We start from the raw sequence: 17,708 nt of genomic DNA on the forward strand, positions 1-17,708 counted from the left end.
GTCGAATGAACGTCGTTAACAAGAGAGATTGGCAACGAACAGAGAGAGCGCTACCGCTGAAAGTAGCTAACAGTCTTAAAAAACACGTATGCCTACCCTATTAAATTTTCAGGGTAGGCATGGGTTAAAATATTTTCGGCGTCACCACGCACATAATCGTAGAGCATTGATCTTTCAGAGGGTTTCGCCATGTATGAGGGCGGTCTGATGGAAAATGAATGGAGTCCCCGACAGAGAGGCGGTGCTCTTCGTTATCAATCATATATTCCACTTCGCCTTCTAATATATAGTGCACTTCTTCACCAGTATGTTGAAAAATTTTGTCTGTCGCCCCAGGATCCAATGTAACAAGTAAAGGCTCCATGGAGCGGGTAGAAAAATTGCCGCTTAAACGAACATACTTGGCAGGGGATCCTTCAATTCGGAAAGATCTTCGCTCGTTTTTCAACGTCTTATAATTCGTGTTTTGTTCAGGAGAGAAAAAGCTCGTAATAGGAACTTCAAGTCCGTCAGCAATCTTCTTCAATGAACTGATCGCAGGTGATGAGGATCCTCGCTCTACTTGCGATAAGAAGCTGACTGACAGTCCTGTTCGACAGCTTAACTCTTTCAACGTCAACCCTTGATGATTTCTTGTAAGTCTGATTTGTTTGGCTAGTTCTGATTCTGACATAAGTACGATTCACTTCCTTTTACCGAGATCATGAAGGGTTTTGGATCGTTCCTTTCCCGCCTTCTAACGGATAATGGCATGCGACAAAATGATCCGGTTTCAACTCTTTGAATTCAGGGGTGTCCTGTTTACATTTCTCATCTGCAAAAGGACAACGGGTATGAAAACTGCATCCGGAGGGAGGATTCACAGGGCTTGGAATATCTCCTTTTAATACAACTCGCTCTCTCGTGTCACGAACTTCAGGATCAGGGACAGGAACGGCAGTAAGCAGCCCTTCTGTGTAAGGGTGCATAGGATGGGCGAAGAGTTTCTCCCGGGTGGTAAGTTCGACCACCTTTCCTAAATACATGACGGCAATTCGGTCGCTGATATGCTTTACTGCCGGCAATCCATGGGCAATAAACACAAGGGTAAGATTGAACTGTTCCTGAAGGCGTTTCAGCAAGTTTAAAATTTGGGACTGAATTGACACGTCCAAGGCGGACACAGGCTCATCACATACTAGAAGTTTAGGATTTAATGCTAATGCACGAGCAATTCCGATACGCTGTCTTTGACCACCACTGAACTCGTGAGGAAAACGTTGAGCAAATTCCGGGCTCAAACCGACAACATCCATTAGTTCAAACACACGCTTCTTTAGTTCATCTCCCTTATGGGTCTGATGCGTGCGTAAAGGTTCTGCAATTAGCTCGAATACCCGCATTCGTGGATTAAGGGAAGAGAAAGGATCTTGGAAAATCATTTGAATATCTTTTCGTTTCTGCCTGAGCTCTTCGCCAGTTAGTTCGGCTAAATTTTCTCCTTCGAATATGATTTCCCCTTCTGTAGGCTCAAGTAAACGGACTATTAAGTTTCCAGTCGTGGATTTTCCACAACCAGACTCACCGACGATACCTAACGTTTCTCCACGTTTCACCTTCAGGTCAATGCCATCGACTGCTCTTAAGTATTCCTTGTTCTTTTTGAACCAACCACCTGTGACATCAAAGTGTTTTTTTAATCCTCTGATTTCCAAAAGGGGTTGTTCTACTTCTGCTTTACGGGGATTGTTCGTTTCCGTTTTTACTTTGTTCATCTGCCATCACCTCCTCGTCATATAACCAGCAGCGTACTTCCCGGCCATTTTCAAGCGTGTCTAATTTCGGTTCATTCGATATGCAATGATCCATCGCATGTGGGCATCTTGGATGAAACTTACATCCATCCGGCATGTTTGCTGGAGTAGGCACGGTCCCTTTAATAGAAATCAATTCTTCATTTAAATCTTGAATTTTCGGGGTGCTATCTAATAACCCCTTCGTATATGGATGTTTAGGGTCTTTAAACAATGAGAACACATCAGATTGTTCGACGACTTGACCAGCGTACATAACAATGACACGGTCAACGAGTTCAGCGACAACGCCAAGATCGTGAGTAATGAGGATGATGGCTGTGTCCATTTTTTTGACGAGATCTTTCATCAACTCAAGAATTTGTGCTTGAATGGTCACATCCAAGGCGGTCGTCGGTTCATCAGCGATTAATAGCTTAGGATTGCAAGATAACGCCATCGCGATCATAACACGCTGTCTCATCCCACCACTTAGCGAGTGAGGAAAGGAGCTGTAAACTTTATCAGCACGAGGAATCCCTACCTGTGTAAGCATATCAATGCTCATTTTTTTGGCTGTAGCTTTATCGACATTCTGGTGCTGTAAAATCGCTTCTCGGAGTTGATTTCCAATCGTAAATACTGGATTCAAAGACGTTAAAGGCTCTTGGAAGATCATGGCAATGTCGTTACCACGAATCTTGCGCATTTGCTTGTTCGTGTATTTTGCTAAATCTTTATCCTCGAACATGATTTCTCCACCAACGATTTTACCTGGCTCCTCCACAAGTCCCATGATGGACAGAGAAGTGACACTCTTTCCGGAACCCGATTCTCCCACAATGGCGACGAGTTCTCCTTTATTGACTTGAAAGGACACCCCATTCACAGAAGGGATGGCTCCATTTTCTGTGAAGAAGTGTGTCTGTAGTTGATTAACGTTCAATAATTCTTTTCCATTCGACATGGTACCCCTCCTTTAACGCCCTTGTGAACGTGGATCGAGAACATCACGTAACCAGTCTCCAAGGAAGATAATTCCCAGTACTGTAATCGTAATAGCTAACCCTGGGAAAGTGGCTAACCACCAGTTTGTTGCTAAATAATCCCGTCCATCAGCGAGCATATACCCCCAAGATACATCGGGAGGTTGGACACCCATTCCTAAGAAACTTAACGATGCTTCTAAAATAATCGTCGTGGCTACACTCAAAGTGGAAATAACTATAAATGTTGAGAAGACATTTGGTAACACGTGTCTTCGAATAATCGTTAAGTTCTTCGTACCGATTGATCTGGCTGCTTTCACATATTCTCGTTCTTTCACGGATAACACTTCTCCACGAATCAGACGGGCATAAATCACCCAGTTTGTGACACCAATAGCAAAAATCAATGTCATAATTCCCGGATTAAGAACGGTAAGAATAACAAGAATAAACAAGATATTTGGAATAGATAAGAAAGCATCGACCATTCTCATCGTGACGGTATCAATCCAACCGCCATAATAACCAGCAAATAGTCCTGCAGCCATGCCGAGAATCCCGGCTACAACTACTGAAAAGATTCCTACAAGTAATGAGATGGTCGTCCCGTAGATGATTCTGCTTAATATATCGCGACCGAGATTATCTGTGCCGAGAAAGTGTTCCGATGATCCTCCTTCTTGCCAAGCAGGAGGAACGAGCATGTTGGCATAATTCTGTTCGTTTACGCCAAAAGGAGCAATTTGATCAGAGAATATCCCGACGATAAACACAACCATCACGATTAAAAATCCAACAGTTCCTGTTTTACTTTTTAAAAGTAGTTTCATCCAACGAACAAACGATGACTTTTTTTGGTGTTTTTTCATGGAATCGGGAGCAGCTGGACCTTGTGGCTCCGGTACCGGTTCTGGAGTAACTTGTTGACTCACGCTCAAGACCTCCTTTCTAGTATTTAATCCTTGGATCAAGAAGTCTGTATAAGATATCAGCGAATAAGTTGATGACAATAACTAAGATCGCAATTAAAAACACGGCGGCTTGAACGATAGCCATGTCTCTTGCATTAACGGCCTGAACAAGTAACTGACCAATTCCTGGCCAAGCGAAAACTTGCTCAGTAACAATTGCACCTCCAACTAGAGTAGACGTTTGTAACGCCATGATCGTCACGACAGGAATAAGGGCATTTCTAAACGAGTGCTTGTACGTTACGATTCCGTTGCTTACTCCTTTAGCTTTAGCGGTACGGACGAAATCTTGTTGAAGAATTTCTATCATATTGGAGCGAGTTAATCGTGTCATTTCTGCAGCAACGGCTGTACCTAGCGTAATCGCCGGTAACACGACATGCATGAACGTTCCTCGACCAGAAACGGGGAAGAGCTGCGTATTGACGGCTAAGATTAAAATAAACATGATCCCAAGCCAAAAGTTCGGCATCGCTTTTCCTAACACAGAGGATCCAGTGATAAATAGATCAATAAACGTATTACGGCGTGTGGCTGACCAGATTCCCATTGGTATAGCAATAAGAGTGGCAAAGATCATGGACGCCGCAGCTAACTCAAAGGTGGCAGGGAGTCGTTCCAAAACTATGGACATGGCATCTTGGTTATACCGATACGATTGACCGAAATCGCCTTGAACGGCATTCATAAGGAAAATCCCGTATTGGACATGAAAAGGTTCGTTCAGACCTAATGATTCCTGCACTCTGGCTACATCTTCAGCTGTCGCTTCTTCAGGCAACATTAAAGCTACCGGGTCCCCAGCAACATACACTAGACTGAAAACGATAAATGTCATGATAATTAAAACAGGAATGAGCTGTAAAAACCGTTGAATTAAAAATCGTTTCACGTTTGTTCACCTCCAAAGGTGGGATATGTATAGAGATTGAAAATCCTTTTGCAAATGAATCAATCAACTTCTCTAAGGAGTTTATTTTATTGGTTCATAATTGAAGTAATACTGTAATCACTAGACCTGCGAAACCTCTCAATATATAGAGAGGGGGCAGGGAATAGATAGGATAGGTAATAATGGGTCAGCAGTACCCGATTGAATACAGGTACTGCTGAACATTTCATTATCTTCTAGTGATTTCATTTGCATAGTATAGTTCATCTTGACGTGGTTCGTAATCTACTAGATCACTGACACCGTAGTTCATGTTAATAGAGTGCAAGTAAATGTGCGGTCGTTCCTCAGCAAGAATTTCTTGAATGCGTTGATACTGCTGCTCACGCTCGTCTGGATCCATGTTGACTAGCGCTGCTTCAAACAATTCATCAACTTCTTCATTTGAGTAATCCATTCTTCCTTCATTTAAAGGAGAGGTCGTTGTATAGTGATCCAGGTTTTGCGCTGCGTCGAATAACGAACTAGCAAGACCAAGAAGCATTAATTCTTCGTTCGTATTGTTTTGGTAATGTTCAATAAATTGACTCCACTCCAAGAACTGAAGGTCAACGGTAATACCAACTTCACTAAGCATGCCGACAATGACTTCTGCAATATCAGAGTCCATTAAATAACGTCCTTGTGGCGATTGCATCGTAATTTCAAGACCGTCTTCATAACCTGCTTCAGCTAATAATTCTCTCGCACGATCTTGGTCATAAACGAATGTGTCGTATAAATCTTCATTCGCACCGACGTTACCTGGTGTTACACGTGTACGAGTAGGTGTTCCAGACCCTTGCATCACTTGTTCTGTAATGGCTTCATTGTCGATCGCTAAATCGATCGCTTCAACAACACGGGGATCTGATGTGGCTACACCTTCTGTTTGTCTTGTGATAATTAACATCTCACGGTTTGAATCCGCGTTAATATGTCTAGTTCCATCATTATCATCGATACGAGACCATTCATTAGGTGGAATGTCTGTGACGACATGGGCATTTCCTGTTAACAATTCTCCTACGCGAGTAGACGTTTCAGGGATTGCACGGAATACAACTTCTTCCCACTCCGTGAAATCATCACCAAGGAAGTAATCATCGAATTTCGTAAGGACGACTCTGTCATCACGAGCCCACTCATCAAATTCATAAGGGCCTGATCCGATTGGTTCGCTTAAGAAATGATCCATCCCGTTTTCTTCAATATACTCTTTCGGCAGGATGCTCGCTCCCGTTCCAGCTAGTCTGTTTAATAGGGAAGGCTGTGGTCCGTCCGTATTCATTCTGACTGTCAAGTCGTCCACCACTTCAATTTCTCCTAATTGGACAAATCTAGAATGCTCTGATAATGTGTCATCTTCAATGACACGGTCAAATGTAAATTTCACATCTTCTGCAGTCATTTGATCTCCATTATGGAAATAAATATCATCATGAAGCGTGAATTCCCATACATCATCTTCAATATTCTCATAATCTGCTACAAGATGAGGCTCAACTTCCATTGTTTCAGAATCTCTTTTAAACAAATAGTCGAACACGTTAACGTGAACAGCTTCTGTCGATGTGTTACCGTGATCATGAATATCCCATGACACCATATCTGTACCCATGGCAAGAACCAAAGTACTGTCTTCTAGCAACTCTTCAGCCTCTGCTTCAGTGTTATCTTCGTTACCTGCCGCATTATTGTTTGTCTCTTCAGCAGCATTGTCGTTCGTGTCTTCTGGATCAGCGACATTTGTAGTATTGTTGTTCTCTTCATTGCCCCCACAGGCGACGAGAAAAGCCAAACTTAAAGCAGAAAAACCCCCAACGCTTCTTTTTAAAGTCATTTTCATCCTAAATTCCCTCCATTTTACAGTCTTGGTTCACTTTCCGTGAAAAAGTGAAGTAGGACTTTAATTTGATATGACCAAGCTTACCATGATTATTTAGAATTGCAAGACTATTTATAATAATCGAATTTTATGAAAACGGTTGTCTTAAACTGATAAAGGCACCGGATCCCGTGTCCTACAAAGGGTATAGAGATGTAAGGAAATTCGACATATTTTTTCATGAAAAAATAGATTGTTGCAAATTATCTAAAACCGAAGTAGTATATGGTCACATTAGGAATTGCAGTTTTACTGTAATATAGAAAGTATTTAATTGTTCAAGGCATCCAAAGCCTAAATATAGGAGGAGACCATTCGTGACAAAACTTAGGGAGCATTTTTACAAGAATAAAGAGGCAATCAAAGAAGATTTACTAACATTAACAAGGGCGGAGTCACCAACGCAGGATAAAAGGTTGGTTGATGCATGCGGGATGGAGTTAAGCAAGTTGTTTCAGAACTACTTCGGTGTGGAGCCAGAAGTATTCAAGCAGGATATCCAAGGGGACCACTTGAAATTTAAAATCGGTAACGGTGAGAAACGGGTATTAATTCTCGTTCATTTCGATACGGTATGGGATGTAGGGAGAATTCCGATCGTTGAGAAAGATGGCAAGCTACATGGCCCCGGTGTGTTTGATATGAAGAGTGGAATTATTCAGGCCCTTTGGGCGGTGAAGGGTTTAACAGAAGTAGAGGGTGGACTTGAGGGTCTGGAAATTGTTTTCTTATGTACTTCTGATGAAGAAATTGGCAGTGTCAGCTCAAGAGAACTGATTGAGACAGAAGCGAAAAAAGCAGACGCAGTTCTTGTTACAGAGGCACCTGTTCATGGAAACGGGGCGTTGAAAACTTCTCGGAACGGCGTAGGCATTTACGAGATCATTACGAAAGGAGTAAGTTCTCATGCAGGCAGTCATCATGGTGATGGGGTCAGTGCGATTAAAGAGATGGCTCATCAAATCATAAAGCTTGAAGGAATGACGGATTACGAGCTGGGTACAACGGTGAATATTGGCATCGTTGAAGGGGGAACAAGGTTAAATGTGGTCCCCGATCGTGCTCGAGCAACGATTGATTTCCGTGTCAAAACAAAAGAAGAAGGCGAGCGAATGGTGAAAGTGGTCGAGAGTCTTGAACCGTTAACTGAAGGGGCGGAAATAGAAATACGCGGAAGTTTGAACCGCCCGCCGATGGAACGAACAGAAGCAACGGCGAAACTGTTTGGCTATGCTAAAGAGGCAGCCAAAGAAATAGGCTTTGACTTAGAAGAAGCGCATATTGGTGGAGGAAGTGACGGCAACTTCACCGCTGGTCTCGGCATCCCGACGATTGATGGATTAGGTTGCTACGGAGACGGAGCTCACGCCAAACACGAACACATCGTCTTGGAAGATCTCCCTAAACGAACAGCACTTATTGCACACTTATTGAAAAATATCGCGAAAGCCTAATTGAAAGAGACTTGCCAACCATCTGATGGGGGGACAAGTCTCTTTCATATATTAACGTCTTAGGAAAAAGTTTGAGAAAAATTGTTTATTGACGCTTTTGTGAACTGTCTTGTAATTCAAGTGAGATTAATTTATATTATAACTATCAAGTTAGTGAAATGATTCACATAACACTATGTCGATGTTGTTAACCCGTGAAAAAACACTAAATATATTTTTTGAAGACAAATGTGAATAATTTCACATTAAAAACCAAGGAGGAATTTGATATGTTACAAATTACCGATCGTGCAGCAGGAATTTACAAGAATGAGATGGAGCTTACAGGAGAGGACGAAATTCGTTTATTCGTTCGAGGCGCTGAAGGATTCTTTTTAGGCGTAGAAAAGGATCGGTCTGAATCAGATGATTGGACGGCCGTCGTCGATGGCGTGAGATTCTTCATTAAAGAAGATGATTTATGGATGTTTGAGGGAATGACTCTTGATTTTTGTGAGAACGGGGATTGCATTAAATTACACTAATATAATGATGACAGCCTGCTCGTGACACGGAGCGGGCTTTTTTATTTGAACATAGACTGTTTGGTGTGCGCTATATATCGAGAGTTGCGCGCTATAATAAGCAATCTACGCGCTATGCGAAGCAACGCACGCGCTATATGAACGAAGTCACGCGCTATATAGCTCGAATCTGCGCTATGCGAGGGTCTTTATGCGCGGAAATAAGAAGATGACGCGCGATCGTTCATCCAATGAATAATACTTATTGTCCCTTTTAGGATTCGTGATAAAATAACGGTATAATGAATGTCATAGTCATATCAAATTCAAGGAGAGTGAATGGGATGATTTTAAGCGGTAAAACTATATCAGAAAAAATATCAAACGAACAAATTGTGATTAAACCAATGACTTCAGAACAAATTCAACCAGCATCGGTAGACCTTCGACTAGGCCATCACTTTCTTGTGATCGATGACCACCTGAGTACGAAGCTTTCTTTGAAATCCGAAGCGGCCTATAGAGAAATAGATGTAGGTGCTCGCGGCTCTATCGTCATTCCTCCTCAATCATTTTTACTTGCGACGACGAAAGAATATATTGAAATCCCCCCTTCGTTGACAGCCTTTGTTGAAGGAAGAAGTTCGATCGGTCGGCTAGGGTTATTTATTCAAAACGCTGGGTGGGTAGATCCTGGCTTTCGAGGACACATTACATTAGAACTTTTTAACGCCAACCGTTTACCGATTGAACTTGATGTGAACAGAAGAATCTGTCAGCTTGTTCTTGCCGAAGTAGATCAAGAAGCTCATCCTTATGAAGGAAAGTACCTTGATCAGAAAGATGCCACAGCCAGCCGCGTGCAGCTAGACTACGAAAACCGCAACCGTCTGGAATGATAAAAGAACGTGGAGAGAATAAAATCTCTCCACGTTCTTTTTCATGCTAAGGGGCCTAAAAAAATAACACTTCTAATCGTTTGAGATTAGAAGTGTTATTAAGTGACACGTGAATTCGCTGGGTCTTACAAACGATCTCTAGATTACCAGCTGGCTTTTTTCACTCCAGGAACTTGGCCTTTATGAGCAAGTTCACGGAAAGCAATTCTTGAAAGTTTAAACTTACGTAATACTCCTCTAGGTCTCCCTGTTAATTCACAACGATTGGTCAACCTGGTAGGGGAAGAGTCACGGGGAAGCTTCCTCAATGCCTCGTAGTCACCTTTTTCTTTTAATTCTTTCCGAAGTTCAGCATATTGAGCGACAAGTTTTTGTCGTTTTCTCTCTTTTGCTACTTTTGATTTCTTTGCCATCTGTGAATGCCTCCTTCAATACTGTAAATATTACAAAACGTAACTATTACGATTTAAACATAAGTTCATTCAATAAGCAAGTAATAAGAGCACAATTTTCTTTAGAAATGATGTAATTTTATAGCAGGATTGTTATAGGACGAGTGAGTGTCAATGAATAACAAAGGGACTATAAATGAACGGAAGCTAAATAGAAAACTCCTAAAGCCAAAAAACATTAAATGGTGCATTTATCCTTTTTTTATAAAAATTAAAAAGAAAATATCCACCTTTAACTAAGCTTATGCTACGATGGTTTAAGACGATGACGAGATTCATACTTAATGAACTCTTCTATTCACCATGGATTAACTAGCATTAAGGTAATGTAAAAGGGGGTCTAAGACGAGTAGCATGTTTTTTATATTCAGAAGATTAAAACTAGGAGGGAGATGCATGATTATTTCAAAATTATTCAAAATAGCGATAGTAAGTATACTTTCTTTAGCTCTGTTGATCACCCCTTTTCAAGCTAAAGAAACTGTACAGGCTGCTTTAGCGCAAGATTACATTCAGTCAGCAGAAGGAGAAACCCACGTAATTGCCAATTTTAATGTGCTGCGTGGACAGGATCAAATTGTAGTTTATACGCCTGATTACGGTAGTAACACTCCAAATAATCGTTGGGGAGCAGAAGTAGTAGTCGAGAATGATGTAATCTTGGAAGTTAGAGATGGCCCTGTGGATGCAACCGAAAGAGCTCCAATTCCTGAGAATGGGTACGTTATTTCTGGACATGGTTCCGCTAGAGAGTGGATACTGGAACACTTACATGAAAATGAAAGCGTTGACATTCTTTATGATGTTATTGAAGATCCTGTGAGAACGTCAATGTACAATGTGAACAAAGTAAATCCGGAACTACCGCATGAATTTCCGGGTGGACGTGGTACAAATGAACTTATATACTATGATTCAAATTATGAATATGAAACAACTGGTACTAATCAATATGGAGCTGAAGTAATTATTGAAGATGGAATCGTTGTTGAAATGTCAGGAAGTAATTCGTCTATTCCAGAAAATGGATTTGTTTTATCTGGCCACGGAACCGCTCAGCAATGGATTTTACAGAATACTCAAGTTGGGGCAGAATTATCATTTGATGCAGACCAAATGACTGTTAAATCTACTATAGATGCGAAGGCTTATATTAGGGCTGCGGAATTGAAGCTAATTGAAGCAGAAAATAACATTACACTAGCAGAAAAAAACTTCAAGGATGTCCCGATAGAAGAAGCTATTGAGTCAGTATCGAACGCACAAATTTATTTACAAAAAGCGAACAAAGCTTTTGAAGAAGAGAATTGGATGGAGACGATCGACTATTCAGAGGTAGCAGAAGGATATGCTAACCAAGCCACCTTCCAAACTGTCGAATCACGTGTGGTCGATGCTAGAGGCGTTTGGCATCGACCTACGGAGAACAATAAGGAAGAAGTAATTCGAACGTTAGATAAGCTTGCAGATGCTAACTTTAATATATTATTTTTAGAGACCTTTTTTCACGGATATACGATCTATCCTGGTGATCATGTCGAACAAAATCCAAACTTTGAAGGATGGGATCCTTTAGAAGTTTTCATTGAAGAAGGGAAAAAGAGAGGAATTGAAGTTCACTCTTGGGTACACACCTTTTTCGTAGGACATGAATCGTTAAATCCTCCGGGCCCTATTTTATCTGAGAATCCAGAGTGGGCAGCGGTAGATCGTGAAGGACGAATTCCTTCTGTTAGAGAAGAAGGTTACTATTACTTAAATCCAGCTCTTCCTGACGTGCGCGACTTTTTATCCACAGTTTTTGAAGAGATGATGACTAAGTACGAAGATCTTGACGGGTTACACCTGGATTATATTCGCTATCCTGTAAGTTTACCGATTGAAGTAGGCTACAGTTATGACGAATACAGCCGAGCTCAATTTAAAAAGGAGTATGGTACTGATCCATTGGAGATCACTCCTGTTGATGAAGAACTATGGACACAATGGAATGAATGGCGGCAAAAACAAATTACGACGTTTGTGGAAAGAATTCACCAAGAAATAAAAGAAATTGATGAGACAATTGATATCTCTACTGCTGTATTTCCAGAAGTGTCAGATGCAGTAGACCAAAAGTTTCAAAACTGGATTGAATGGGTTAGCAAAGGCTACATGGATTTCATTACGCCCATGATTTATTCTGTAGATACCAATTATGTTCAGCGAACAACAGAAGAATTCATGGATAAATTTGAACAGCCTGTGTTAGCCTACATCGGATTAGCCCCATTTATTGGCTTTTCTGATGAACTTCTAGTAAGTCAAGTAGATGCGATGAACGAAACGCAAGCTTTAGGACAAGTGCAATTTGCTTTGCATTCCTTGAATGACGAGCATTTTAAAGCTCTTAAGGAAGGACCTCAGCGAAAAGAAGCCGTTCTTCCACATCGTGATCCCGTTTATGCAGCTGAAATAGTTGTAGAAGATGCTCTTCGAAGAATGGACGAAATTTATAGCGATGGCATAAGGCACTCGCTTACTAACCCTTTAACAAATCATATCCAACAAATTCATAAAAGCTTAGACAAAGGTGATCTAGTCCAAGCTGAAAAACGGGTCGCAAAAGTCTCGATATTTCTAGAGAATAGAAGTCATCATATAGAAGAAACTGTGAAAGACTACTTGCAAAGAGATATGCAGCAAATCAACCAGTTGATTCAGTTCGCTAAGTTCAAAGAATAGGCACGCTCTCGTCTGTAATGAAACAAGGATGGTCATCCTATTCATTACAGGCGATCTTTTTTTTGGAGGATTTATTCACGAATTTAAATAATTCTGGAGAAAATATTCACTTTTATATTTTTATATGCTATAGTCAATTTATAAAGTTTTCTGAAAACAGCAGAAGGGGGATCGTCAACAGAGAACAAAGGTGATGCTTCGTTAATTTGCAAGAGTACCAGTTTCATTGATTAGCAGGTAATTTAAGCTAAATTTTTTAATTAACAAGAAAACGCTTACTTAAGTTGAGGAAGAATAATTAAAAGATTAAAAGGGGTGTATGACTTTGAAGAGTAATTCTATGAAATGGTTTTTCTTTATGTGTATGTTTCTTGTTCTCGTTTTAGCTGCTTGTGGTGGAAACAATAATGACGCGGCATCAGGGAACGAAGAAGCGACCGCTGAAGAGTCTAATAATAATGACAGTAATAATAATGATGGTAACAGCAATGCAGCTGACTCAGGAGAGGCGGTCGAAATAGAATTTTGGACGATGCAATTATCACCTGATTTTGATGATTATATTAACGGAGTCATTGAGAAGTTTGAAGATGAGCATGAGAATGTTACTGTAAACTGGGTGGATGTGCCATGGGGTGACATGGAGACTCGTATCTTATCAGCCGTTGCAGGGGGAACCGCCCCTGACGTTGCCAATTTAAATCCTCAATTCGCCGCTCAATTAGCAGAGCTAGACGGTTTGGTTAATGTGGAGGAATTGATTGATCCTGAAGTGAAAGATCAATACTTTGAAGGTGCATGGATTTCAAACTCTTTTGACGGAAAAACATTTGGTGTTCCATGGTACTTATCTAGCCAAGTAACCATGTACAATGCGGATATTTTTGAACAAGCTGGATTAGACCCTGAAGACCCTCCGTCTACATTTGAAGAACTATATGATGTCGCTGAACAAATCAAAGAAGAAACAGGAAAATATGGATATTTCCCTCCATTTGATGGAAGTCATGTGTTAGAAGCACTCGTTATGATGGGCGTTGATTTAACAAACGAAGAAATAACCGAAGCTGCGTTTAATACTCCAGAAGGTCTAGAGGCGTTTGAATACTTTACAAACTTATATCAAAATGAATTAATTCCACGTGAGGTATTAACAGAAGGACATGCTGCGATGATTGATATGTACCAAGGAGGACAGTTGGCGATCATGGCATCAGGACCTCAGTTCTTAAGCCAGATTGAAACGAATGCTCCTGATATTTTTGAAGTTACACGTCCCGCACCACAAATTACGGGCGAAACAGGACTGATGAACATAGCCGCAATGAATCTTGTCATTCCTGAAGGGACGGAGTATACGGATGAGGCACTTGATTTCGCAGTATTTATGACAAATGCAGAAAACCAGACGGATTTTTCAAAAGAAACAGCGATCTTGCCATCTATTGAAACAGCATTAGATGAACCGTTTTTCCAAGAGATGGAGGAAAATCCTACACCTGAGGAAGAAGCGAGAGTAGTATCAGCCTCTCAACTTCCCGACAGTGAAGTACTGATCCCACCTATGGAAAATTATGAAGACTTGAGAGTTGCAATGGTAGAAGCATTGGAATCTGCTATGTTTGAACAACAAAGTCCACAAGAAGCGCTCGATCAAGCGGAAGAACAATGGAATCAAATTTTAGCCCAATAATAATGAAAGAGGGGGAGGCGATCTCCCTCTTTCCATCTTTATATTTTGAAAAAGCTGGTGATGACGTCTATGACTAAACATGTTATTGAAAAAATAAAAGGCTCGCTAATTGTTTCCTGTCAAGCTCTGGATGATGAACCGTTACATGGATCTGAAATCATGGCATTAATGGCAAAAGCTGCTAAGCAAGGTGGGGCAGTGGCAATACGAGCAAACGGTAAAGAAGATATTCTTGCTATAAAGAAAGAAGTTGAGCTTCCTATTATAGGATTAGTTAAAAAAGATTATCCTGGTAGCCCAGTGTATATTACAGCTACAAAAGAAGAGGTAGATGAGTTGATAGAGGCAGGGGTGTCTATGATAGCGGTTGATGCGACAAATAGATCTCGCCCGAATCAAGAGACGCTACAATCATTGATCAAGTATATTAAACCTTTAGGCATCCCTATCATGGCTGATGTCTCAACGGTTGAGGAAGGAATCGCGGCTGAAAAGTTAGGTGTGGATTGCATTTCTTCTACTCTTTCAGGTTACACAGAGTATTCTCCAAGTCATTCTGGACCAGATTTCAAGCTTATCGAAAACTTGGTGAATTGTTGCTCTGTTCCTGTAATAGCTGAGGGAAGAATCAAGACACCAGATCATGCGAAGCAAGCTCTAAGTTTAGGCGCGTATGCAGTGGTCGTCGGTTCAGCGATTACGCGGCCGCAAATTATTACGAAAGATTTCGCCGAGGAGATGAAATTAAATCTAAAAGTAAAGGGGGAAGTACATTGATTCATCCTTTAGATAAAAATACACCGGTAGCAATTAGAATTGATAGTCATTTAAAAGCTTTAACCAAGTCAGAGCAGAAAGTTGCAGACTTTGTGCTGAACCATTTGGATGAGGTGATGTACTTATCAGTAACGGATTTGGCTGACAAAGCTGAGGTGGGAGAAACTACGGTTCTTCGTTTCTGTAGAAAAATAGGTTTTAAAGGATACCAGGAATTTAAATTTTCTTTAGCGAAGGATATTTCTGCTCAATCTCATGAAACAAAAAATGAAACGAAGGAAGAAAGTTTTATAGACAGTATCACCTCTCACATCATCCAAGCTGTTCAGGAAACAAAAGCAATGGTGGACGAAAATTCTCTAAATGAAGGCCTTTCCATGCTTCTAAAAGCGAGATCTATTCACATATTTGGTGTCGGGACTTCAGGTATAACGGCATTAGATGCAAAAAGTCGTTTTTTACGAACGGGCCATAGTGTTGAAGCAATAACGGACTCACATTTTCAAGCGATGACAGCTGCAACGGTTCGGTCGGAAGATGTGGTTATAGGTCTTTCTGTATCAGGTTCCACGAAAGATACGATCGACTCATTGCAAATTGCTAAGAAAAATGGCGCTAAAGTTATTGCTATTACACATCATGCTAGGTCACCTATAACCAAGCTCGCTGACATAGTCTTGCTAAGCGGTGGGAAAGAATCACCTCTTGAGGGTGGCTCGATGACAGCAAAAATAGGCCAGCTTGTAGTTATTGATTTATTATGTACGGGTCTCGCTCTAGAAGATTTTGACTCTTCTATACGAATGAAAGAAAAAACAGCAAAGTCTGTGACAGGAAAATTGTACTAAGCGGATGTGAATATAATGGAAGTCATTGGTGTAGATATTGGAGGAACAGCGATTAAAGGAGCGATTATTTCAAGCAACGGTGATTGGTGGGAGGAAATAAACGTTCCTACAAGAGCAAAGAATGGGAAAAATGAGATCTTATCTGGATTAATGAGAGTGATTTCAGAATTACTCAATAAAAAATTCAATATCGTTGGAATTGGAATTGGCTCTGCAGGAAACATTGATCATTTAAATGGAATAGTAGACTTCGCTTCAGAAAATTTACCTGGCTGGTCAGGGGTATGCTTGCAATCCGTTATAGAGGAAACTTATAAACTTCCAGTAGTTGTAGATAACGATGCGAACATGGCGTTACTAGGAGAAATGTGGTGTGGTAGCCATCCACATACCCAATCCGTTGTAATGGTTACGTTAGGAACCGGTGTAGGTGGAGCGAATATGTTTGATGGGAAGTTATCTAGAGGAGCTTCATTTAAAGGTGGAAACTGGGGTCATTCGAATTTCGTTCCAGGCGGTAGGTTGTGTAATTGCGGACGAAAAGGGTGTGTAGAAGCTTATTTATCAGGAACAGCTTTTGTAGAGAGAGCATGTGAACAAACTGGAAGATGCTATCGGCATGGTGCAGATGTTTTTAATGATTATCAACATCGTGTTGCTGATGTTGTTCCTGTCGTTCAATCGTATATACAAGAATTAGCTTTATTTATAGATTCTCTAGCTGAAGGATTGAATCCCGAAATGTTTTTAATTGGGGGCGGAGTCATTCATGCGAAAGAAATTTGGTGGGAAGACTTCCAAAAATGTTTGAAACAGAATCCTCAACCTTCTCCATTGGTTCGTTCGGCTAGTCTTGGAAACCGTGCTGGCATCTATGGAGCGGCTTCTACAATCATAAAGAAAGTTGAAGGAAAGGAGTTTTAATAAATGAAACAAAGTAAGATTGCCCCGTATTTGTTTCTCCTTCCAGGCTGTCTTGTTTTAGGATTAATTATCTTTTATCCACTCGTTCAAGCAGTTTGGTTAAGTTTTACAGATTATAATATTATACAAGATCCTAATTTTGTTGGGATGGAGAATTATCAAACGATGATTGAGAGCGACTTGTTTTGGAAAGCGCTCGGTCAAACGTTTTTATATTTAATTGTAGTTGTTCCTGCTTTGGTAATTTTACCTATTTTCCTAGCGATATTAGTGAACCAGAAAGTAAAAGGGATTGGCTTTTTTAGATCAGCTTATTTCGTGCCGGTTGTAACTTCAATGGTTGTTGTTGGGATTACATGGAAATGGGTGTATGCAGAACAAGGAGTACTTAATTACATATTAGATCTGATGGGACTAAGTTCCGTTAACTGGCTGACGTCCACATCTACGGCGATTTTTGCGGTCATGGCTGTAACCATCTGGAAGGGGTTAGGCTATTACATGCTTATTTATTTAGCTGGATTGCAATCAATTCCATCTGACCTATATGAAGCAGCGGAGATTGATGGAGCAAGTAAATTCAAGCAAATCATTCATGTCACAATTCCATTATTGGCTCCTTCTATCCTAATTGTAAGCATTATGTCTTCGATTTCAGCTATGAAAGTGTTTGAGGAGATTTATGTTATGACAGGTGGGGGACCACTTAATAGTTCGAAGACGATTGTATTTCTTATTTACGAACAAGCGTTTAGTCGTTTAAACATGGGATATGCTAGTGCAATCGGTGTTGTATTATTCGGAATTACTTTGATTATTTCCATTATAAACTTGAAAGTTATGAGTAAAAAAGAAAAAGTAGCTTAATAGAAAGGAGGAAGAA

General features: G+C 40.6%; 16 protein-coding genes. 9 read left to right on the forward strand and 7 right to left on the reverse strand.

The window, feature by feature from the left end; all coding sequences use genetic code 11:
* Nucleotides 1–124 precede the first annotated feature (124 nt).
* The 6 genes from CR194_RS13870 to CR194_RS13895 all read right to left on the reverse strand — a co-directional run bounded on the left by CR194_RS13870 (nt 125) and on the right by CR194_RS13895 (nt 6,512).
* Entirely contained in the window at nt 125–673 is a 549-nt protein-coding gene (locus CR194_RS13870; protein WP_110610278.1) for a cupin domain-containing protein, read from the reverse strand.
* Between the two features lie 28 nt (nt 674–701).
* On the reverse strand, nt 702–1,754 hold the full coding sequence (locus CR194_RS13875; RefSeq protein ID WP_110610279.1) for an ABC transporter ATP-binding protein: 1,053 nt from the start codon (nt 1,752–1,754) through the stop codon (nt 702–704).
* Nucleotides 1,717–2,739 carry an ABC transporter ATP-binding protein gene (locus tag CR194_RS13880; RefSeq protein ID WP_110610280.1) on the reverse strand — a complete coding sequence of 341 codons (1,023 nt, stop codon included), beginning with the start codon at nt 2,737–2,739 and terminating at the stop codon, nt 1,717–1,719. Before CR194_RS13880 ends, CR194_RS13875 begins: the two co-directional genes overlap by 38 nt.
* Before the next feature lie 12 nt (nt 2,740–2,751).
* Nucleotides 2,752–3,630, reverse strand: coding sequence for an ABC transporter permease (locus CR194_RS13885; protein ID WP_110610511.1), 879 nt, complete (start codon nt 3,628–3,630; stop codon nt 2,752–2,754).
* 79 nt (nt 3,631–3,709) lie between these two features.
* The gene (locus CR194_RS13890; RefSeq protein ID WP_110610281.1) at nt 3,710–4,624 is read right to left on the reverse strand and encodes an ABC transporter permease; all 915 of its coding nucleotides are present in this window, start codon (nt 4,622–4,624) and stop codon (nt 3,710–3,712) included.
* Between the two features lie 229 nt (nt 4,625–4,853).
* Complete coding sequence (locus CR194_RS13895; protein ID WP_110610282.1) at nt 4,854–6,512, reverse strand: ABC transporter substrate-binding protein; 1,659 nt, start codon at nt 6,510–6,512, stop codon at nt 4,854–4,856.
* Between the two features lie 356 nt (nt 6,513–6,868).
* On the opposite strand from CR194_RS13895, the gene CR194_RS13900 reads away from it, so the two are divergent.
* From CR194_RS13900 to dcd, 3 genes are all read left to right on the forward strand, one after another.
* Nucleotides 6,869–8,005 carry a M20 family metallopeptidase gene (locus CR194_RS13900; RefSeq protein WP_110610283.1) on the forward strand — a complete coding sequence of 379 codons (1,137 nt, stop codon included), beginning with the start codon at nt 6,869–6,871 and terminating at the stop codon, nt 8,003–8,005.
* 269 nt (nt 8,006–8,274) lie between these two features.
* Complete coding sequence (locus tag CR194_RS13905) at nt 8,275–8,529, forward strand: hypothetical protein (protein ID WP_110610284.1); 255 nt, start codon at nt 8,275–8,277, stop codon at nt 8,527–8,529.
* A gap of 323 nt (nt 8,530–8,852) precedes the next feature.
* Nucleotides 8,853–9,407: a dCTP deaminase gene (dcd, locus tag CR194_RS13910; protein WP_110610285.1), complete on the forward strand. Its 555-nt coding sequence runs from the start codon at nt 8,853–8,855 to the stop codon at nt 9,405–9,407.
* Nucleotides 9,408–9,550: 143 nt separating this feature from the next.
* On the opposite strand, the gene rpsN is transcribed toward dcd, so the two are convergent.
* The gene (gene rpsN, locus CR194_RS13915) at nt 9,551–9,820 is read right to left on the reverse strand and encodes a 30S ribosomal protein S14 (RefSeq protein WP_110610286.1); all 270 of its coding nucleotides are present in this window, start codon (nt 9,818–9,820) and stop codon (nt 9,551–9,553) included.
* 435 nt (nt 9,821–10,255) lie between these two features.
* On the opposite strand from rpsN, the gene CR194_RS13920 reads away from it, so the two are divergent.
* From CR194_RS13920 to CR194_RS13945, 6 genes are all read left to right on the forward strand, one after another.
* A complete protein-coding gene (locus CR194_RS13920) occupies nt 10,256–12,583 on the forward strand; it encodes a glycoside hydrolase family 10 protein (RefSeq protein ID WP_158282275.1) in 2,328 nt (775 codons plus the stop codon).
* Between the two features lie 340 nt (nt 12,584–12,923).
* Nucleotides 12,924–14,276, forward strand: a complete 1,353-nt coding sequence (locus CR194_RS13925) for an ABC transporter substrate-binding protein (protein WP_158282276.1) — start codon at nt 12,924–12,926, stop codon at nt 14,274–14,276.
* 69 nt (nt 14,277–14,345) lie between these two features.
* On the forward strand, nt 14,346–15,053 hold the full coding sequence (locus CR194_RS13930) for an N-acetylmannosamine-6-phosphate 2-epimerase (RefSeq protein WP_110610289.1): 708 nt from the start codon (nt 14,346–14,348) through the stop codon (nt 15,051–15,053).
* On the forward strand, nt 15,050–15,901 hold the full coding sequence (locus CR194_RS13935; protein ID WP_110610290.1) for a MurR/RpiR family transcriptional regulator: 852 nt from the start codon (nt 15,050–15,052) through the stop codon (nt 15,899–15,901). Before CR194_RS13930 ends, CR194_RS13935 begins: the two co-directional genes overlap by 4 nt.
* A gap of 15 nt (nt 15,902–15,916) precedes the next feature.
* Nucleotides 15,917–16,825, forward strand: coding sequence for an ROK family protein (locus CR194_RS13940; protein WP_110610291.1), 909 nt, complete (start codon nt 15,917–15,919; stop codon nt 16,823–16,825).
* Nucleotides 16,826–16,828: 3 nt separating this feature from the next.
* A complete protein-coding gene (locus tag CR194_RS13945) occupies nt 16,829–17,692 on the forward strand; it encodes a carbohydrate ABC transporter permease (protein ID WP_110610292.1) in 864 nt (287 codons plus the stop codon).
* Nucleotides 17,693–17,708: the final 16 nt, after the last annotated feature.

It is taken from the genome of Salipaludibacillus keqinensis (assembly GCF_003226325.1).
Classification (GTDB): Bacteria; Bacillota; Bacilli; order Bacillales; family Salisediminibacteriaceae; genus Salipaludibacillus; species Salipaludibacillus keqinensis.